The sequence below is a fragment of the Streptococcus bouchesdurhonensis genome, from assembly GCF_948472335.1.
Map to the genome: position 1 here is coordinate 95869 of NZ_CAOKTW010000002.1, position 20775 is coordinate 116643.

The 20775-nt window shown below is 35.2% G+C and carries 10 protein-coding genes, 7 pseudogenes and 1 other annotated feature; all 17 genes and pseudogenes read left to right on the forward strand.

Annotated elements, in window-relative coordinates:
• The 17 genes and pseudogenes from QMQ21_RS03255 (at position 1) to QMQ21_RS03335 (ending at position 20724) form a co-directional block, all read left to right on the forward strand.
• The gene (locus QMQ21_RS03255; RefSeq protein ID WP_000022577.1) at positions 1-1746 is read left to right on the forward strand and encodes an ABC transporter ATP-binding protein; all 1746 of its coding nucleotides are present in this window, start codon (positions 1-3) and stop codon (positions 1744-1746) included.
• A pseudogene (locus tag QMQ21_RS03260) lies at positions 1736-3486 on the forward strand (ABC transporter ATP-binding protein). The gene QMQ21_RS03255 and the pseudogene QMQ21_RS03260 overlap by 11 nt, the downstream one beginning before the upstream one ends.
• A gap of 172 nt (positions 3487-3658) precedes the next feature.
• Complete coding sequence (locus QMQ21_RS03265; RefSeq protein WP_023935647.1) at positions 3659-4351, forward strand: sugar transferase; 693 nt, start codon at positions 3659-3661, stop codon at positions 4349-4351.
• A 42-nt stretch (positions 4352-4393) separates the two neighbouring features.
• Positions 4394-5620: a DegT/DnrJ/EryC1/StrS family aminotransferase gene (locus tag QMQ21_RS03270; RefSeq protein ID WP_261813898.1), complete on the forward strand. Its 1227-nt coding sequence runs from the start codon at positions 4394-4396 to the stop codon at positions 5618-5620.
• A gap of 1162 nt (positions 5621-6782) precedes the next feature.
• Positions 6783-8908 (forward strand): annotated as a pseudogene (gene pfbA, locus QMQ21_RS03275) (multi-ligand-binding adhesin PfbA).
• Complete coding sequence (locus QMQ21_RS03280; protein ID WP_023935650.1) at positions 8892-9638, forward strand: protein phosphatase 2C domain-containing protein; 747 nt, start codon at positions 8892-8894, stop codon at positions 9636-9638. Before pfbA ends, QMQ21_RS03280 begins: the two are co-directional and overlap by 17 nt.
• Positions 9639-9695: 57 nt before the next feature.
• A complete protein-coding gene (locus tag QMQ21_RS03285; protein ID WP_000945329.1) occupies positions 9696-10337 on the forward strand; it encodes a phosphate signaling complex PhoU family protein in 642 nt (213 codons plus the stop codon).
• A gap of 12 nt (positions 10338-10349) precedes the next feature.
• Positions 10350-11825, forward strand: coding sequence for a UDP-glucose--hexose-1-phosphate uridylyltransferase (gene galT / locus QMQ21_RS03290; RefSeq protein WP_023932602.1), 1476 nt, complete (start codon positions 10350-10352; stop codon positions 11823-11825).
• A 12-nt stretch (positions 11826-11837) separates the two neighbouring features.
• Positions 11838-12844 (forward strand): annotated as a pseudogene (gene galE, locus QMQ21_RS03295) (UDP-glucose 4-epimerase GalE).
• Between the two features lie 178 nt (positions 12845-13022).
• Positions 13023-13682 (forward strand): DUF1868 domain-containing protein, encoded by a 660-nt coding sequence (locus QMQ21_RS03300; protein WP_000793811.1) that lies wholly within the window; start codon positions 13023-13025, stop codon positions 13680-13682.
• Between the two features lie 24 nt (positions 13683-13706).
• Positions 13707-14773: pseudogene (locus tag QMQ21_RS03305) on the forward strand (extracellular solute-binding protein).
• 103 nt (positions 14774-14876) lie between these two features.
• Positions 14877-15886, forward strand: a pseudogene (locus QMQ21_RS03310) (ABC transporter ATP-binding protein).
• Between the two features lie 11 nt (positions 15887-15897).
• Positions 15898-17592 (forward strand): annotated as a pseudogene (locus QMQ21_RS03315) (ABC transporter permease).
• 2 nt (positions 17593-17594) lie between these two features.
• Positions 17595-18303: pseudogene (locus tag QMQ21_RS03320) on the forward strand (MgtC/SapB family protein).
• Between the two features lie 95 nt (positions 18304-18398).
• Positions 18399-18767: a hypothetical protein gene (locus tag QMQ21_RS03325; RefSeq protein WP_000656287.1), complete on the forward strand. Its 369-nt coding sequence runs from the start codon at positions 18399-18401 to the stop codon at positions 18765-18767.
• 107 nt (positions 18768-18874) lie between these two features.
• Positions 18875-19876 carry a LacI family DNA-binding transcriptional regulator gene (locus tag QMQ21_RS03330; RefSeq protein ID WP_000789949.1) on the forward strand — a complete coding sequence of 334 codons (1002 nt, stop codon included), beginning with the start codon at positions 18875-18877 and terminating at the stop codon, positions 19874-19876.
• Between the two features lie 211 nt (positions 19877-20087).
• Positions 20088-20318 (forward strand) — a binding site (T-box leader).
• A 166-nt stretch (positions 20319-20484) separates the two neighbouring features.
• Complete coding sequence (locus QMQ21_RS03335; protein WP_064496340.1) at positions 20485-20724, forward strand: hypothetical protein; 240 nt, start codon at positions 20485-20487, stop codon at positions 20722-20724.
• Positions 20725-20775: the final 51 nt, after the last annotated feature.

Here is a 20775-nt window from a genome sequence, read left to right on the forward strand (position 1 = left end):
ATGTCCATTATTCAAAAACTCTGGTGGTTTTTTAAGCTAGAAAAACGCCGTTATCTAGTCGGAATTGTGGCCTTGGTCTTGGTTTCTGTCCTTAACCTCATTCCCCCAATGGTCATGGGGCGGATCATTGATGCTATCACATCGGGGCAATTAATTCAGAATGAACTACTTATTTACCTATTTTACTTGCTTCTTGCGGCCTTTGGTATGTACTATCTGCGCTATGTTTGGCGTATGTATATTCTTGGGACATCCTACCGTCTGGGGCAGATTATGAGGTCTCGCTTGTTTGAGCATTTTACAAAGATGTCTCCAGCCTTTTATCAAACCTATCGGACGGGGGACTTGATGGCACACGCAACCAATGATATCAATTCTTTGACGAGTCTTGCAGGTGGTGGTGTTATATCTGCGGTGGATGCCTCTATTACAGCTTTAGTGACTTTGCTGACCATGCTCTTTAGCATTTCCTGGCAGATGACTCTAGTTGCAATTTTACCCCTGCCTTTTATGGCATATGCGACCAGTCGTTTGGGAAGAAAGACTCATAAGGTCTTTGGAGAGTCACAGGATGCCTTTTCTGAACTCAATAACAAGGTTCAGGAGTCTGTATCAGGTATCAAAGTGACCAAGTCTTTTGGTTATCAGGCAGATGAGCTGGAGTCCTTTCAGGCAGTCAATGAATTAACCTTCCAAAAGAATCTCCAAACCATGAAATACGATAGACTCTTTGACCCAATGGTTTTCTTGTTTGTTGGATTATCCTATGTTTTAACACTCTTAGTCGGCTCTTTGATGGTTCGGGAGGGGCAGATTACAGTTGGAAATTTGGTCACTTTTATTAGTTATTTGGATATGATGGTCTGGCCTCTCATGGCTATTGGTTTCCTCTTTAATATCACTCAGCGAGGAAAGGTTTCTTACCAGCGGATTGAGAATCTTTTGTCTCAGGAATCATCTGTAAAAGACTCCGAGTTTCCTCTGGATGGTATTGAAAACGGGCGCTTGGAGTATGCTATTGATAACTTTGCTTTTGAAAACGAGGAAACGCTAATGGATATTCACTTTAGTTTGGAAAAAGGGCAAACTCTGGGCTTGGTTGGGCAGACAGGCTCTGGGAAAACATCCTTGATTAAACTCCTCTTGCGTGAGTACGATGTGGATAAGGGAGCTATTTATCTAAATGGTCACGATATTCGCGATTATCGTTTGACAGACCTTCGTAGTCTTATGGGCTACGTCCCTCAGGACCAGTTCCTCTTTGCGACTTCGATTTTAGACAATATTCGCTTTGGCAATCCTAACTTGCCCATTTCAGCGGTCGAGGAAGCGACTAAGCTAGCTCAAGTTTACCAAGACATTGTAGCCATGTCACAGGGATTTGATACGTTGATTGGTGAAAAGGGAGTCAGTCTTTCTGGTGGGCAAAAGCAGCGTCTGGCTATGAGTCGGGCTATGATTTTAGACCCTGATATCTTGATTTTGGATGATTCTTTGTCGGCCGTGGATGCCAAGACAGAGTATGCGATTATCGACAACCTTAAGGAGACGCGAAAGGACAAGACAACCATTATTACGGCTCATCGCCTCAGTGCAGTTGTCCATGCAGATTTGATTTTAGTCCTGCAAAATGGTCAAATCATCGAACGAGGCAGGCACGAAGACTTGCTAGCTTTGGATGGCTGGTATGCCCAAACCTACCAGTCTCAGCAGCTGGAAATGAAGGGAGAAGAAGATGCAGAATAAACAAGAACAATGGGCTGTATTGAAGCGCTTGATATCTTATCTCAAGCCTTATGGTCTTCTGACCTTTTTGGCACTCAGCTTTCTCCTAGCGACTACGGTCATTAAAAGTGTCATTCCCCTTGTGGCTTCCCACTTTATCGACCAGTATCTCAGCAATCTCAATCAACTCGCTGTGACAGTGTTGCTGGCCTACTATGGTCTCTATATCCTGCAAACTCTGGTTCAGTATGTCGGAAATCTTCTCTTTGTACGGGTGTCTTACAGTATTGTGAGGGATATTCGTCGCGATGCCTTTGCCAATATGGAGAAGCTAGGCATGTCTTATTTTGACAAGACGCCAGCAGGCTCTATCGTCTCTCGTTTGACTAATGATACCGAGACAATCAGTGATATGTTTTCGGGGATTTTATCCAGTTTTATCTCAGCAATTTTTATCTTTTTGACAACCCTTTATACCATGTTGGTGTTGGATTTTCGTTTGACAGCATTAGTCCTGCTCTTTCTCCCTTTGATTTTCCTTTTGGTCAATCTCTATCGTAAAAAATCAGTCAAGATTATCGAGAAAACCAGAAGTCTCTTGTCAGATATCAATAGTAAGCTGGCAGAAAATATCGAAGGAATTAGGATTATCCAGGTCTTTAATCAAGAAAAGCGCCAGCAGGCAGAATTTGATGAGATTAACCAAGAACACTTGGTCTATGCCAACCGCTCTGTAGCCTTTGATGCCCTCTTGTTGCGCCCTGCTATGAGTTTGTTGAAACTCCTAGGTTATACTGTCTTAATGGCCTATTTTGGCTACCGTGGTCTTTCTATCGGGATAACGGTCGGGACTATGTATGCTTTTATCCAGTACATCAATCGTCTCTTTGATCCTCTGATTGAAGTAACGCAAAACTTTTCAACCCTGCAAACGTCTATGGTGTCTGCAGGCCGTGTCTTTGCCTTGATTGACGAGGCAACCTATGAGCCTCTTCAAGAAAATAGTCAGGTTGAGGTTGAAGAAGGCAATATTCGTTTTGAACATGTGTGTTTCTCATATGATGGCAAACATCCTATTCTGGATGATATTTCTTTTTCGGTCAACAAGGGTGAAACCATTGCCTTTGTAGGTCATACAGGTTCGGGGAAATCTTCGATTATCAATGTCCTCATGCGCTTTTATGAATTCAGTCAGGGAGAGTTCTCTTGGATGATGTGGATATCAGGGATTTCAGTCAAGAAGAGCTGAGAAAAAACATCGGTTTGGTCTTACAGGAACCCTTCCTCTATCATGGAACTATTAAGTCCAATATCGCCATGTACCAAGAAATCAGTGATGAGCAGGTTCAGGCTGCGGCAGCCTTTGTGGATGCAGATTCCTTTATTCAAGAACTTCCTCAGGGGTACGACTCCCCTGTTTCCGAGCGTGGTTCGAGCTTCTCTACTGGGCAGCGCCAGCTTCTTGCCTTTGCTAGAACAGTCGCCAGCCAGCCTAAAATCCTGATTTTGGATGAAGCGACAGCCAATATTGACTCTGAAACAGAAAGCTTGGTTCAAGCTTCTCTGGCGAAGATGAGACAGGGCCGAACAACTATTGCTATCGCTCACCGCCTTTCTACTATTCAAGACGCCAACTGCATCTATGTCTTGGATAAGGGACGCATTATCGAGAGTGGAACCCATGAGGAACTCTTGACTCTGGGAGGAACCTATCACAAGATGTATAGTTTGCAGGCAGGGGCCATGGCCTATACTCTTTGAAAATCTCTTTAAACCATGTCAGCTTTATCTGCAATCTCAAAGCTGTACTTTGATTTTCATTGAGTACTAGAAGGAAATCCTTCAAATTACAGATTTCTTTCACCGCCTTTTCCATTTTGTGGTATAATGAAAAATGTTGACAAATAGTATAATAAAAACAAAGGAGAACAGCATGCTGAAATGGGAAGACTTGCCTGTGGAAATGAAATCAAGCGAGGTTGAGTCTTACTACCAGCTTGTCTCTAAAAGGAAGGGTTCGCTGATTTTCAAGCGTTGCTTGGACTGGGTTTTGGCCTTGGGCTTACTGGTTCTGACCTCTCCCATCTTTCTCATCTTGAGCATTTGGATCAAGTTGGATAGCAAGGGGCCAGTGATTTACAAGCAAGAGCGTGTGACCCAGTACAACCGTCGGTTCAAGATTTGGAAGTTCCGTACCATGGTGACGGATGCGGATAAAAAAGGAAGTCTGGTGACTTCTGCTAACGATAGCCGCATTACCAAGGTTGGAAATTTCATCCGACGTGTCCGTTTGGACGAACTGCCTCAGTTGGTCAATGTCCTTAAAGGTGAGATGTCCTTTGTCGGTACACGACCTGAAGTGCCACGTTATACAGAGCAGTATAGCCCTGAAATGATGGCAACCTTGCTCTTGCAAGCAGGGATTACCTCTCCAGCCAGCATCAACTACAAGGATGAGGACACCATCATCAGTCAAATGACGGAGAAAGGTATGTCAGTTGATCAGGCCTATGTGGAGCATGTTCTTCCTGAAAAGATGCGCTATAACCTCGCCTATCTCCGAGAGTTTAGTTTCCTTGGGGACATCAAAATCATGTTTCAAACCGTGTTTGAGGTACTAAAATAAAGTAGTCATAAGAAAATGAGTACAGATAAAAGGAGCAAATCAATGCCAAATTACAATATTCCATTTTCACCGCCTGATATCACAGAAGCAGAAATTGCTGAAGTAGCGGATACCCTGCGTTCTGGTTGGATCACAACAGGTCCTAAAACAAAAGAACTGGAGCGCCGCTTGTCTCTTTACACACAGACACCTAAGACTGTTTGTCTCAACTCTGCGACAGCCGCTCTGGAGTTGATTTTACGCGTTTTGGAAGTGGGACCTGGTGATGAAGTCATCGTTCCAGCCATGACCTATACGGCTTCATGTAGTGTCATTACGCACGTGGGAGCAACCCCTGTCATGGTGGATATCCAAGCAGATACGTTTGAGATGGACTATGACTTGCTTGAGCAAGCTATCACTGAAAAGACTAAGGTGATTATTCCTATTGAGCTTGCGGGGATTGTTTGCGACTATGACCGTTTGTTCCAAGTCGTGGAGAAAAAACGTGACTTCTTTACCGCTTCAAGCAAGTGGCAACAGGCCTTTAACCGTATTGTCATTGTCTCTGATAGTGCCCACGCTTTGGGATCTACTTATAAAGGACAACCTTCTGGTTCTATCGCTGACTTTACTTCCTTCTCATTCCATGCCGTTAAGAACTTTACAACGGCAGAAGGTGGAAGTGCGACTTGGAAGGCCAATCCAGCGATTGACGACGAAGAGATGTACAAGGAATTCCAAATCCTTTCCCTTCACGGGCAAACTAAGGATGCCCTTGCCAAGATGCAACTGGGGTCATGGGAATACGATATCGTCACACCAGCCTACAAGTGCAATATGACTGATATCATGGCATCGCTTGGTTTGGTACAATTGGACCGTTACTCTGGTTTGCTAGAACGTCGTAAGGACATTGTGGACCGCTATGATCGTGGTTTTGCAGGTTCTCGCATCCATCCATTGGCACACAAGACTGATACTGTTGAATCTTCACGCCATCTCTACATTACCCATGTAGAAGGAGCGAGCTTAGAAGAACGCAATCTTATCATCCAAGAATTAGCTAAAGCAGGAATTGCAAGTAACGTCCACTACAAACCGCTTCCGCTCTTGACAGCCTATAAGAATCTTGGATTTGATATGACGAACTATCCTAAGGCCTATGCCTTCTTTGAGAATGAAATTACCCTCCCTCTTCATACTAAATTAAGCGATGAAGAAGTAGACTATATCATTGAGACTTTCAAAATAGTTTCTGAAAAAGTACTAACTTTATCAAAAAAATGACAAACTACAGACAAGCGAAAGTGATCCTGTCCTTAAAAAGTCTAATTGAGTGTAAAAACTGTTGTTTTCAATTGATAATAGTTTACACCTGTAGTTGAGGCTCCTTTCTCCTCAGAGAGAGAATTTTTATAGGATTTTCCTTTCTTGTGGGAGTCCCGTGGTTTGAAATAAGATGTGAGCAATTTGGTGTAGCATTTAGAATCCTTACTAGACATCATTTAGAAAATCTAGTGTCTTGTTCTAGTTTTCAATTCACCCTATTTTTGAAAGACGTGAGTTTCCATGAGTGAGATTGTGGAAACTCGCGTCTTTTTTTGTTTTCAGAATATTGTTCAAAGTTTTGTGCCTGTCTTTCATGTTCTAGTCATTCTTTTGCATGATAGAATTTATAGTATGTTGATATTACAATAATACAAATATCCCATATGTTTAGTGAAGCTTGCTATACATCATTAGATCTCCTGCGAGACAATCTATAAAACACTTGTCTACGATTACCTATATACCCTATTCCAGTATTTTAGAAGCACTGCATCTATTTTTATCGAGGTTAAATCTAGCTTTTATAGAAGGTCTATTTAAGAAATATATTGTAGTGTTTTAGTTTCAATCCGCCATATGAGCGATATTCATGTAAATATCCCTGGCGAATGCTTGTATGACAAGATATTTGTTCTTTCATTTATAATTTACAACATATCAACAAATTTAAATATAGTAAATGGGATATTTTATATTCAAGCTAAGAAAGATAGCATCACTTTTGAATGGAAGGCTAAAGAGCAAACTAGGAAGTTGGCCATAGATAGCTCAAAACCCTGCTTTGAGGTTGTAGATATAGTAAAATGAAATAAGAATAGGACAAATCGATCAGGACAGTCAAATCGATTTCTAACAATGTTTTAGAAGTAGAGGTGTACTATTTTAGTTTCAGTCTACTATAGAACTGACCAAGTCAGTAACCTAGACTTAGGGCAAGGCGGCACTGACCTAGTTTGAAGAGATTTCCGAAGAGTATAAATTTTAATATTTTCTTGTGTTATTCCTTGACAATTCAATTTGGAAAATATATGATAAAGATAATGACAGCGGTGTCATTCTATCTATTTTAAGAAAAGTAATAATCAATTGTTAAAAATAGTAAAAAAAATTGGAGGTTCTGATGAAATATTTTGTTCCTAATGAGGTATTCAGTATTCGTAAATTAAAGGTGGGGACTTGCTCGGTACTATTGGCAATTTCAATTTTGGGAAGCCAAGGTATTTTATCGGATGAAGTTGTTACTAGTTCTTCACCGATGGCTACAAAAGAGTCTTCTAATGCAATTACTAATGATTTAGATAATTCACCAACTGTTAATCAGAATCGTTCTGCTGAAATGATTGCCTCTAATTCAACCACTAATGGTTTAGATAATTCGTTAAGTCTTAATAGTATCAGCTCTAATGGTACTATTCGTTCCAATTCACAATTAGACAACAGAACAGTTGAATCTACAGTAACATCTACTAATGAAAATAAGAGTTATAAGGAAGATGTTATAAGTGACAGAATTATCAAAAAAGAATTTGAAGATACTGCTTTAAGTGTAAAAGATTATGGTGCGGTAGGTGATGGGATTCATGATGATCGACAAGCAATTCAAGATGCAATAGATGCTGCAGCTCAAGGGCTAGGTGGAGGAAATGTATATTTTCCTGAAGGAACTTATTTAGTAAAAGAAATTGTTTTTTTAAAAAGTCATACACACTTAGAATTGAATGAGAAAGCTACAATTCTAAATGGTATAAATATTAAGAATCACCCTTCCATTGTTTTTATGACAGGTTTATTTACGGATGATGGTGCGCAAGTAGAATGGGGCCCAACAGAAGATATTAGTTATTCTGGTGGTACGATTGATATGAACGGTGCTTTGAATGAAGAAGGAACTAAAGCAAAAAATCTACCACTTATAAATTCTTCAGGTGCATTTGCTATTGGGAATTCAAATAACGTAACTATAAAAAATGTAACATTCAAGGATAGTTATCAAGGGCATGCTATTCAAATTGCAGGTTCGAAAAATGTATTAGTTGATAATTCTCGTTTTCTTGGTCAAGCTTTACCCAAAACGATGAAAGATGGGCAAATCATAAGTAAGGAGAGCATTCAGATTGAACCATTAACTAGAAAAGGTTTTCCTTATGCCTTGAATGATGATGGGAAAAAATCTGAAAATGTGACTATTCAAAATTCCTATTTTGGCAAAAGTGATAAATCTGGGGAATTAGTAACAGCAATTGGCACACACTATCAAACATTGTCGACACAGAACCCCTCTAATATTAAAATTTTAAATAATCATTTTGATAACATGATGTATGCAGGTGTACGTTTTACAGGATTCACTGATGTATTAATCAAAGGAAATAGATTTGATAAGAAAGTAAAAGGAGAAAGTGTACATTATAGAGAAAATGGTGCAGCCTTAATAAATGCTTTTAGTTATAAAAATGTAAAAGATGAACTTGATTTAAATAAGAAAGTCGTTATTACTGAAAATATATTTAATATTGCCGATCCTAAAACAAAAGCGATACGAGTTGCAAAAGATAGTGCAGAATATTTAGGAAAAGTATCAGATATTACTGTAACAAAAAATGTAATTAATAATAATTCTAAGGAAACAGAACAACCAAATATTGAATTATTACGAGTTAGTGATAATTTAGTAGTGTCAGAGAATAGTATATTCGGTGGTAAAGAAGGAATTGTTATTGAGGATTCAAAGGGTAAAATAACCGTTTTAAATAACCAATTTTATAATTTATCCATATATATATATCATTCATCAAATCTAATGCAAATGAGAAAGAACCTGTTATACGTGATAGCGATGGTAATTTCAATATTGTAACGGAGAATGGGCTTTACAAAATTGTAACAAATAATTTAAGTGATAAAAACGAAAAAGAAAAAAACAAAGAGGAAAAACAATCTAATTCAAATAATGTAATTGATAGTAACCAGAAGAACGGAGAGTTTAACTCAAGTAAAGATAATAGACAAATGAATGACAAGATCGACAATAAACAAGATAATAAGACAGAAGAAGTAAACTATAAAATAGTTGGAGATGGCAGAGAAACTGAAAATCATATTAATAAATCTAAAGAAATAGTAGATGTAAAACAAAAATTACCAAAGACTGGTTCGAACAAGATTATGGAACTATTCTTAACAGTGACAGGAATTGGTTTACTTTTGACACTAAAAGGGTTGAAGTATTATGGTAAAGATAAATAAAATTTGTTCGATACAAGGAAGTTCCGTAGAAAATGAGGATGCTGTAGGTTCACAAAATCAGTATTTTTGGATTATTGATGGAGCTACAGATTTATATAATTCTAAAGAGGAGATAGGTTATTCAGTCTCAGAAGTTGTACATATTTTATCAGAAAGTTTGTCGGTTAATTGTAAAGAATCAAAAACTCTTAAACAAATATTTGAAACTGCTTTACTTGAGGTTAAAGATGAAATCGGTTTAAACTCATATGAATTAACAGAGTATTATCGCTTACCAACATTTGCTTTTATATTTGCTAAACTTTCAGAAAAAAAGTTGGAGTATATGATGCTAGGTGACTGCGTCATGTTAGTAAACGAAATGGAAATAACTGATCATAGAGTAGATAACTTATTTGAAAAAGGGAAAAATGAGATAAAAGATTCAATTGGTACAAATAGTGTTTTAAATAAAAAAATTATTTTACAAAAAATCAGAAAATTATCTAATCAACCGAGTGGGTACTGGATAGGTTCGTTGGATGAGAGATTTTTAGACCATGCTATTATTAATCAAATAGATGTTACTAGTGAACAAATTGTTTTAATGAGCGATGGCTTTTATGAATTCTATCAAAATAATCAAAATAAAACTTTTGAAGAGTTAATTAAGATGAGATTTAATTCTTCTGCTATTGATCCAATCTATGGAAAGAAGGATGATGCAAGTATTCTAGTTATTGATGTTTGATATATTGTTTAAAATATTAATTGTTACTATTGAACTTTGTTAAGAAGAGGTACCTAAATGTTAAGGTTATATTTAGAAAATGAAATTATAGAATTATCAAATAATTTAGAGACCATTTGGGTATCTGTGCTTGATAAATATGAGAAGTTATTTGAATATTTATCAAATGAAGAACGAGTAGAATTGATTAAAGAAGATTTAATCATAAATGAGTCAGTTCTAAATATTGATAAAAAAGGATTTGAGTTAATTTGTTTACAACATCCTGTTTCATATGACTTAAGAAGAATTATTAGTGTAATAAAAATATCAACTGACATTGAACGTATTGGGGATAGAATTGTTGAAATTTTAAAAAATCTACAGATTATTCAAAATAATGAAAATTTGAAGAAAATTATTTCAGAAATAAAAATACTTCATGAAGTTATCGGACAGCATATGAATAGGGCTATATCTTGTTATAGAGAGGAACAATCTGGATGTTTAGATATGGTTGTTATACAAAAACAGAATGAGATAGAAGAGCTTAGTATAAATATTGAAAAGAAAATAATGAATTACATATTTGAAGATGATGGGAATGTTTCTGAAGTAATTGGTGCTTTAGATATTATTCATCACCTTGATAAAATTGCTCATACTACGCAAGCAATTTATAAATGGATAATGTATAGAAAATATGGGAACATAAATTAGAAAGAAAAATATATGAAAACAATTATTGATAATTTTGTTGATAGAGTAATTGAATACGGAATGTATAATGAAATTGACAAAATATATGTGAAAAATAGAGTATTAGCGTTAATAGGTGAGGAGGGAACTGATCGCATTTCCGATGAAAATGACCTGAAACAAATAAAAGATTACTTAGTGGAAATCGCCTTAAAAAACGGTAAAATTAAAGATTTAATCGAGGAAAAGGAATGTTTAGGAGCAGAGTTAATGAATTTCATAGTTCCTTTACCTAGTCGATTAAATGATATTTTTTGGAGTTCATATGATATATCACCTCAAGAAGCAGTTGAAGAGTTTTATAAGTTAAGTAAAGATAGTGATTATATTAAAACTTCTGCTATTGCTAAGAATATTGAGTTTAGAGCATCAACTAAATATGGAGAGCTAGAGATTACGATAAATTTGTCAAAACCCGAAAAAGATCCAAAAACAATTGCTGCTGAAAAATTAGTAAAAGCAACTAATTATCCCAAATGTTTACTATGTATGGAAAATGAAGGATATCAGGGGCGAATAAATTATCCAGCACGTTCGAATCATAGAATTATTCGGTTGAAACTTGGTGACGAAGTATGGGGATTCCAGTATTCTCCCTACTCATACTTTAATGAGCATGCGATATTTTTGAATAGTCAACATGTACCAATGGCTATTACCTCTAAAACATTTGAACAATTATTGGAGATTGTTGATATTTTGCCAGGATATTTTGCTGGTTCAAATTCTGATCTTCCTATCTCAGGAGGCTCCATTCTTAGTCATAACCACTATCAGGGAGGGAAATATATTTTCCCAATGGAAAAAGCAAAATTTGAGAGTGAATTTCGTTTTAAAGACTTTGAGGATATTAATGCTGGTATTGTAAAATGGCCAATGTCAGTAATTAGGTTACAAAGTGAAAATAAAAATCGCTTGTTAGATTTAGCTACTAAAATTCTAAATAAGTGGAGAGAATATTCAGATTTAGAAGTAGACATCATTGCTATGACTGAAGATGTCCCACACCATACGGTGACTCCTATTGCTCGTAAAGTGGACGGGAGATATGAATTAGATATTGTTCTAAGAGATAATCATACTACTGAACAATACCCAGATGGTGTTTTCCATCCTCATCAAGATGTACAACATATTAAAAAGGAAAATATCGGATTAATCGAAGTGATGGGACTTGCGATATTACCACCTCGTTTGAAACCAGAGTTAGAAGAAGTTGGAAAATATCTTTTAGGAGAGGAAAACGCAATTGCGGATTATCATTTAGAATGGGCCGACCAATTGAAAGAAAAATATCCTAACATTAAAAAAGAAGAGGTTAATAGCGTAGTTCAACACGAAGTAGGACAAGCATTTGCGAGAGTCCTAGAAGATGCAGGTGTTTATAAGAATACTTCATCTGGACATGAAGCGTTTATGAGATTTGTTAAGTCGGTTGGAATTAATTAGGAGGAAACCCAAATGGCAATATTGGTAACAGGCGGAGCTGGTTATATTGGTAGCCATACCGTAGTAGAATTACTAAATTTAGGAAAGGAAGTTATCATTGTCGACAACCTTTCAATTCTAGCATCTTGGTGCTAGACCGTATTGAAGCAATTACAGGAATACGTCCTGTGTTTTACGAATTAGATGTTTGTGATAAACAAGCATTGAGAAAGGTATTTGAACAAGAATCGATTGATGCTGCAATTCATTTTGCAGGTTATAAAGCTGTCGGAGAATCCGTGCAAAAGCCTGTGATGTACTACAAAAATAATATTATGAGTACATTGGCACTTGTTGAAGTGATGTCAGAATTTAATGTTAAAAAGATTGTCTTTTCTTCAAGTGCGACTGTATATGGAATTAACAATCAGTCACCTCTAATTGAGACGATGCAAACAAGTGCGACAAATCCTTATGGGTATACGAAAGTGATGCTTGAGCAAATTTTAAAAGATGTTCATGTGGCAGATTCAGAATGGAGTATTGCGTTGCTTCGTTATTTCAATCCAATTGGTGCTCATGAGTCTGGGCTTATTGGGGAAGATCCTCAGGAATTCCTAACAACTTGATGCCTTATATTGCACAAGTAGCGGTAGGTAAGCTGTCAGAGCTAAGTGTGTTCGGAAATGATTATGATACGCTTGATGGTACTGGTGTGCGTGATTATATCCATGTAGTAGATTTAGCAATAGGACATATAAAAGCTTTAGAAAAAGTATCTGAAAAAACAGATGTTTATATCTATAACCTAGGCTCGGGAGAAGGCACTAGTGTATTACAACTTGTAAATACATTTGAAAGTGTTAATAGATCCTATTCCTTATAAAATAGTTCCAAGACGTTCAGGAGACGTTGCAACTTGTTATGCAAATGCAGACAAAGCATATAAGGAATTAAATTGGAGAACAACAAAATCGATTGAAGACATGTGTAGAGATACATGGAATTGGCAATCAAAAAATCCCAATGGCTATAATTGATGATACTGTCTATATGAGTGCTGTATTTTGGAAAAATTACTTAACCTTTTAATGAAATGTATATTTAATGAAAGATAAATTAAAAAAATGTTTGACAGCGCTTGACAAAGGAAACGGTTTCATTGTATAATGTAAACATGATGACACCGATGTCAAATATAAAAAAGAAGGTCTTTATATGAAAAACTTAACAAAAATTAAGTTCAAAGAGAATGGGGAATTTAATCATTTCCCTGGGAATACAGTTGTAGCAAATCTTTATACTAAACAAGATTTGATGGAAGTTGTTGATATTATTCAATCACGTTATAGAGAATTACCATTTATCGATAAGTTCACTTTAACTCCAAGGAATTCTATTCACATGACTGTAATTGAATTGTTGTGCCATGAAAATCGTGAAACGGAGTTTTGGAGCAGTAATCTTCCTCTAGATACACCTTTACAGGAAATACATGATTACTTTGCTAAACAACTTGAAATTTTTCCATTGTTGGATGAAGAAATTCATATGCGTGTAACTGAAATGGGAAAACAAAACATATTAGTTGAACCTGCAGATGAAGCTTCTGCAAAGAGATTAGAAGAAATTCGTACTTATGTCTCAGAAAAAGCAGGTGTTCGTTTCCCTAATCATGATAGATATCAATTCCATATTTCAATTGGGTATCTTCGAATTCCTTTAACCGAAGAGGAGGAAGAAGAGTTTACTAAAGTCAGAGCAGAATTAACTGAAATTTTATTAGAGAAGATTCCAACTATTACTGTAAACCGTATTGACTATACTGTATTTGAAGATATGAGACAATTTGTTCCATATCACGAAAAATTTAAATAAAATAATAAAAAAGGAGAACTTATCATGAAAAAAATGAAAGTTTGGTCTACTGTACTTGCAACGGGAGTTGCTCTTACTACACTTGCTGCTTGCTCTGGAGGTTCAAATTCTACGACTGCTTCTTCATCTGAAGAAAAAGCTGATAAAAGTCAAGAATTAGTAATCTATTCGAACTCAGTCTCAAATGGTCGTGGTGATTGGCTAACTGCTAAAGCAAAAGAAGCTGGTTTTAATATCAAAATGGTTGATATCCCTGGCGCTCAATTAGCAGACCGTGTTATTGCTGAGAAGAATAATGCAGTTGCAGATATGGTATTTGGAATTGGTGCTGTTGATTCAAATAAAATTAGAGATCAAAAATTACTAGTACAGTACAAGCCTAAATGGTTAGATAAAATTGATTAATCTTTATCAGATAAAGATAATTATTATAATCCTGTGATTGTTCAACCATTAGTTTTAATTGGGGCGCCTGATGTAAAAGAAATGCCTAAAGATTGGACAGAATTAGGTAGTAAGTATAAAGGTAAATATTCAATTTCTGGTCTTCAAGGTGGTACAGGACGGCAATTCTAGCAAGTATCTTAGTTCGATACCTTGATGATAAAGGTGAATTAGGTGTTTCCGAAAAAGGTTGGGAAGTAGCAAAAGAATATTTGAAAAATGCATACACTCTTCAAAAGGGAGAAAGTTCAATTGTTAAGATGTTAGACAAAGAAGATCCAATACAATATGGAATGATGTGGGGTTCTGGTGCATTAGTTGGACAAAAAGAACAAAATGTTGTTTTCAAAGTTATGACTCCTGAGATCGGTGTACCATTTGTAACTGAACAAACTATGGTTTTAAGCACTAGTAAAAAACAAGCGTTAGCTAAAGAATTTATTGATTGGTTTGGTCAATCAGAAATTCAAGTAGAATATAGTAAGAACTTTGGATCTATTCCTGCAAATAAAGATGCCCTCAAAGATCTACCAGAAGATACTAAGAAATTTGTTGATCAAGTGAAACCACAAAATATTGACTGGGAAGCTGTTGGAAAGCATTTGGATGAATGGGTAGAAAAAGCTGAATTAGAATACGTACAATAAGAAATAAGAGTTAATTTTTATGTCCAAGTCTCTCTATTATTTCTAAATTTATGGAAGAAATAAAGAGAGGCTTTTGGTTTTAGTGATAGAGGGAGTTAGTGAGATGATTAAATTTGATAATATTCAAATTAAATATGGTGATTTTGTTGCAATTGATAATCTGAATTTAGATATACATGAAGGGGAATTCTTTACTTTTCTTGGGCCTTCAGGATGTGGTAAATCAACTACTTTGAGAGCTTTGGTAGGTTTTCTAAATCCATCATCAGGAAGTATTGAAGTTAATGGAACAGATGTCACTCATTTGGAACCTGAAAAGCGTGGAATTGGTATTGTATTTCAATCTTATGCGCTATTTCCAACTATGACTGTTTTTGATAATATTGCATTTGGTTTAAAAGTTAAGAAGGTAGCTCCAGATGTTATTAAAGCTAAAGTATCAGCAGTAGCAGCAAAAATTAAGATCTCTGATCAACAGTTACAGCGTAATGTATCAGAATTATCTGGGGTCAACAACAAAGGGTAGCATTGGCTCGTGCTCTGGTTCTTGAACCTAAAATTCTTTGTCTAGATGAACCATTGTCAAACCTTGACGCAAAATTACGTGTAGATTTGAGAAAAGAGTTGAAAAGACTTCAAAAAGAGTTAGGTATTACTACTTTATATGTTACTCATGATCAAGAGGAAGCCTTGACTTTATCTGATAGAATTGCAGTCTTTAACAATGGATACATCGAACAGGTCGGTACACCAGTAGAAATTTATCATAATTCTCAAACTGAATTTGTATGTGATTTTATTGGAGATATTAATGTTTTGACTGATGAAACAGTCCACGAAGTATTATTGAAAAATACAAGCGTTTTCTTAGAGGATAAAAAAGGATACATTCGATTAGAGAAAGTTCGATTCAATCGTGAAACTGAACAAGATTTTATTCTAAAAGGGACAATTATTGATGTTGAGTTTTCTGGAGTTACAATTCACTATACAATAAAAGTTTCTGAAAGTCAGATTCTTAATGTAACAAGTATTGATAGTCAGGCTGCTATTAGATCTGTCGGAGAAAGTGTGGAATTATTTATCACTCCATCAGACGTTCTGCAATTTTAAGGAGGTGCAGTATGCGTCATAAATTAAATTTAAAAGATTGGCTTATTCGTTTAGGGTTAATCTGGTTCTTAGTAACATTTATTATTTATCCAAACTTTGATCTAGTAGTGAATGTATTTGTAAAAGGAGGAGAATTTTCCCTTGATGCTGTACATCGTGTTCTAAAATCTCAGAGAGCACTTCAGAGTATTATGAACAGTTTTAAGTTAGCATTTTCACTCATTATTACAGTTAATATCGTAGGTATTCTTTGTGTTCTATTTACAGAGTACTTTGATATTAAAGGTGCTAAAATTTTAAAATTAGGTTATATGACTTCTTTAATTTATGGAGGAGTGGTTTTAGCGACTGGATATAAATTTGTCTATGGTCCTTATGGATTGATTACAAAATTTTTACAAAATGTTATCCCTTCTTTAGACCCTAACTGGTTTATTGGGTATGGTGCAGTCTTATTCATTATGACATTTTCAGGAACTGCTAATCATACATTGTTTTTAACAAATACAATTCGAAGCGTTGACTATCACACTATTGAGGCTGCTCGAAATATGGGAGCAAAACCATTTACTGTTTTCCGAAAAGTAGTGTTACCAACCTTAATTCCAACTCTATTTGCACTTACTATTATGGTTTTTCTTAGTGGTTTATCTGCAGTAGCAGCACCCATGATTGTTGGTGGTAAAGAATTTCAAACTATAAATCCAATGATTATTACATTTGCAGGGATGGGGAATTCTCGTGATTTAGCTGCCTTACTTGCAATTATTTTAGGTATTGCAACTACAATTTTGCTTACTATCATGAATAAGATAGAAAAAGGTGGAAATTATATTTCTATCTCTAAGACTAAAGCGCCTCTTAAAAAACAAAAAATTGCGTCTAAGCCTTGGAATATCATTGCTCACATTGTAGCATATGGATTGTTCACAGTTTTCATGCTTCCACTAATTTTTATAGTATTATACTCATTTACAGATCCAGTTGCAATTCAAACAGGTAACTTAACATTATCAAACTTTACTTTAGAAAATTATCGCTTATTCTTTAGTAATAGTGCGGCATTCTCTCCATTCTTGGTCAGCTTTATTTATTCTATTATTGCTGCGACAACAGCAACAATTCTCGCAGTTGTATTTGCTCGTGTTGTCAGAAAACATAAATCTCGTTTTGATTTCTTATTTGAATATGGTGCTCTACTTCCTTGGTTACTACCAAGTACACTTTTAGCAGTAAGTTTATTATTTACTTTTAATCAGCCACAATTTCTTGTCTTGAATCAGATTTTGGTAGGTGGTTTGGTAATTCTACTTATTGCATATATAGTTGTAAAAATCCCATTTTCTTATAGAATGGTACGTGCTATTTTATTTAGTGTTGATGATGAGATGGAAGATGCAGCAAGAAGTATGGGTGCTTCACCTTTTTATACTATGATGAAGGTTATCATTCCATTTATTTTACTCTATTGTTCTCTCTGTTATTGCTTTAAACTTTAACTCTTTATTAACTGACTTCGACTTATCTGTATTCCTTTACCATCCCCTAGCTCAACCATTAGGTATTACGATTCGATCTGCAGGTGATGAAACAGCAACATCTAATGCACAAGCTCTGGTATTTGTTTATACAATTGTTCTGATGATTGTTTCTGGAACTGTATTATACTTCACACAAAGACTAAGGGGCGTAAAGTAAGGAAATAATCATGACAGCCACTAGTCTTGGGTTATCACATATTGAAATAGTTGTCAGGATTGTTTTATCAGTAGTTATTGGTGGTGTAATTGGTTTAGAGAGAGGAAGTAAATCTCAACCAGCAGGTATTCGTACACATAGTATTGTTTGTCTGGCTGCATGTTTAATTATGATGACGAATGAATACGTATCTTATAAATTTGGTACAGGAGATCCTACACGCTTAGGTGCGCAGGTTATATCAGGTGTTGGTTTTCTTGGGGCTGGAACAATACTTATTACAGATAAAAAGAAAATAACTGGTTTAACAACTGCAGCCAATATGGGCTTCAGCTGGAATTGGATTAGCTATTGGAGTAGGTTTTTATGAGGGAGCTCTTTTAGTAGCCATTTCTGTTTGGGGTGTGATATCCATGTTCCAACCACTAAAAAAATATCTACGAAATCGTTCTAAAATGATTGAATTGTATATAGTGGTTAAATCTACAGAAGCCTATAATCGTGTATTGGTTTATTGTGCAGAAAATGGCATTAGAATGACTGATTCTAGAACTGCATTTGGAGATGTTAATTCTGACAGAATTGAATATTTTGATGTTCCAGACAAAAAAATCGCGTCATTTATTACTCTGGAATTATCAGGTAGATTTGAGCACCTTAAACTAATGGAAGAAATTGCTAATATTGTAGGTGTTATTTATGTCGAAGAAATTAGCTGAAATTTAGTAAACAAAGGGACAGATGTTTTTGTCCTTTTGTTTTTTTGATGTTTTAATCATCTAATTTTTGAGTAGATTTTTGCTCAGAGGTTTTTATGAAAGATTATAAAATCAATTTTGATTTAGGTAAAATAGAATATTTTGATAATAATTGTTTGATACAAGTATACAAATTTATTTCTTTTTATGATATTTGTGAAATGGTGTTTGCCTTTCATTTACCTCCTGATGAGTTGATAACAAATGTTATCTTTAAAGAAAAAATTAACTCTATGTTAAAATGTTACATTGACAGGCTATTATATGTTTTTATAAATCCTACACATTTTACTGAAAAAGTTAATCTACAATTTTATGGCAGTTTTTTCTCATATGAATTTATTTGTCGTGAAGTTGGAAACATTCTTAAAAATAAAGGTGTGAAATGCAATTTAAACTTTTTTGAAGGGAAAGAATATTTGTAAAATTAATTTTGTGAATTTGTGGATCTTAAATAATTTACTAAATTCTCTTGTTAAAAAAAATTAAATATTGTATAGTAATATTAGAATGTTCGTAATGGAGGACTGAAATGAAAAATATAAATGGGAAAAAGGTAACTATTTATGATATTGCACGTTTATCAGGTTTTTCTCCAAAAACAGTTTCACGAGTTATTAATGGTGGAGTAAATGTTAAAGAAGAAACTTATCAAGCGATTCAAAAAGTTATAGAGGAATTGTCGTATATTCCAAATGCGTATGCAAAAAATTTAACTAAAAAAGAAGCTATAAATATATTGATTTCTGTAAAAAAAATCGACTCTTTTCCTTTAATTTGGTTTCATACGCTGTTAGATAAAGTGTTACGGACGTGTAAAGAATTTGGTGTTAATGCTATAGTTGAGTACTTTGGAGAGGAGGATACAATTAGTAATTCAATTATATCAAGCACAGGTAGCCTAGTAGATGGTGTTATTGTTTTTTATGAAAGTGTAGATGATATCAGAATTCAGTATTTAAAGAAGAACCATATGCCTTTTCTTGTTTTCGGTGAATCTCAAACGTCTGGAGTAGTCTATGTATCTAATAATAATTTTCAAGCTACTTATGATATGATGAAAGCTGTAACTGAAGAAAAATTTAAAAATATGTGGTTGCTTATGGGAGGAGAATCCCATGTTAATAAGGATCGTGAAAGAGGTGTGCGTTCTTTTCTGAATGATAAAAATTACTTTATGGATTTAAAAGTCATTTATGGCTTATCTACAATTGATTCAGTTTATTCTTATGCAATGCAGCACTTGACTACCCAAAATTATCCGGACATTATTTTTGTTTCAGGAGATGAAAAGGTTCAGGGCTTGATTCGTGCGTGCTATGAGAAAGGAATTCTTATTCCAGATGATATTTCTATCATTGGATTTGATAATATTCCTATTTCTCAGTATTATACTCCAGCTTTGTCTACAATTGCTCCCAATTATGTTAAATTGGCTAAAGAAATGATAGAAGGTGTTTTAGCAATTATTAAAGGGGAAAGTGTCACATCTGTTGAAGTTTCTCCTAAATTTGTTAGGAGACAGAGTTTCTAGTATTGTTTAATTCTTGAAAATCCTAGTGGAAAAGATGGAGTGTTCTAAAATAAGTTCTGTTTAGCCTCCATTCAGTTTCTATTGAGTTGGATCCAATTTCTAACAAGTGGGACATGTTCATGTTCGATTTAAGGAAGACATGGTCACATTCGAATGATATTTTCAAAAAAATCGTAAAAAAGTCTTGACAAAGAAAAAACAAAGTATTAAAATAAGTTCAACAAATCAGAAAAGTAACTATTTTTGATCTTCAGGGAGCCTGTGGTGGTTGTGAATAGGTGGTTGGAAGTAGTGAAAGTGGGCTGATTTTGAAAATGAATTTGAAACAATGAAAATTCGGTGCGCACACCTTACAGTGCAGCTTGTTGTTAGACAAGGCAGAGATGTAAAGGAGATAGTTCCTTTATAATTGAGGTGGCACCGCGTTACCAACGCCCTCACATGGAAGTAGATTCCGTGTGTGGGCTTTTTTCTATCCGTCATTTTGTTTATCTTTTATTAGGGCCTTAAGTCGCTTTGATGAACTTGAGTTCTATCTACAGCTCCTTGCCTACTACTAAAAGCAAACAAAAAGGCTTAACTAATACGAAAAAAGCTAGTAATACTCAATGAAAATCAAAGAGCAAACTAGGAAACTAGCCGCAGGTTGCTCAAAACACTGTTTTGAGGTTGTGGATAGAACTGACGAAGTCAGCTCAAAATACTGTTTTGAGGTTGTGGATAGAACTGACGAAGTCAGCTCAAAACACTGTTTTGAGGTTGCAGATAGAACTGACGAAGTCAGTAACCATACCTACGGCAAGGTGAAGTTGACGCGGTTTGAAGAGTATAAAGGTGTACCGAGATGAACATCTCTTCATCAATGTCTCTGGTCGTGGAGGCAAGGACCTAGCTGCGAT

What these genes read in the sequence shown, in the direction of transcription:
- QMQ21_RS03255 (WP_000022577.1), top strand. Translation starts at nt 1, where the DNA reads ATGTCCATTATTCAAAAACTCTGGTGGTTTTTTAAGCTAGAAAAACGC.
- QMQ21_RS03265 (WP_023935647.1), top strand. Translation starts at nt 3,659, where the DNA reads ATGCTGAAATGGGAAGACTTGCCTGTGGAAATGAAATCAAGCGAGGTT.
- QMQ21_RS03270 (WP_261813898.1), top strand. Translation starts at nt 4,394, where the DNA reads ATGCCAAATTACAATATTCCATTTTCACCGCCTGATATCACAGAAGCA.
- QMQ21_RS03280 (WP_023935650.1), top strand. Translation starts at nt 8,892, where the DNA reads ATGGTAAAGATAAATAAAATTTGTTCGATACAAGGAAGTTCCGTAGAA.
- QMQ21_RS03285 (WP_000945329.1), top strand. Translation starts at nt 9,696, where the DNA reads ATGTTAAGGTTATATTTAGAAAATGAAATTATAGAATTATCAAATAAT.
- galT (WP_023932602.1), top strand. Translation starts at nt 10,350, where the DNA reads ATGAAAACAATTATTGATAATTTTGTTGATAGAGTAATTGAATACGGA.
- QMQ21_RS03300 (WP_000793811.1), top strand. Translation starts at nt 13,023, where the DNA reads ATGAAAAACTTAACAAAAATTAAGTTCAAAGAGAATGGGGAATTTAAT.
- QMQ21_RS03325 (WP_000656287.1), top strand. Translation starts at nt 18,399, where the DNA reads ATGAAAGATTATAAAATCAATTTTGATTTAGGTAAAATAGAATATTTT.
- QMQ21_RS03330 (WP_000789949.1), top strand. Translation starts at nt 18,875, where the DNA reads ATGAAAAATATAAATGGGAAAAAGGTAACTATTTATGATATTGCACGT.
- QMQ21_RS03335 (WP_064496340.1), top strand. Translation starts at nt 20,485, where the DNA reads ATGAAAATCAAAGAGCAAACTAGGAAACTAGCCGCAGGTTGCTCAAAA.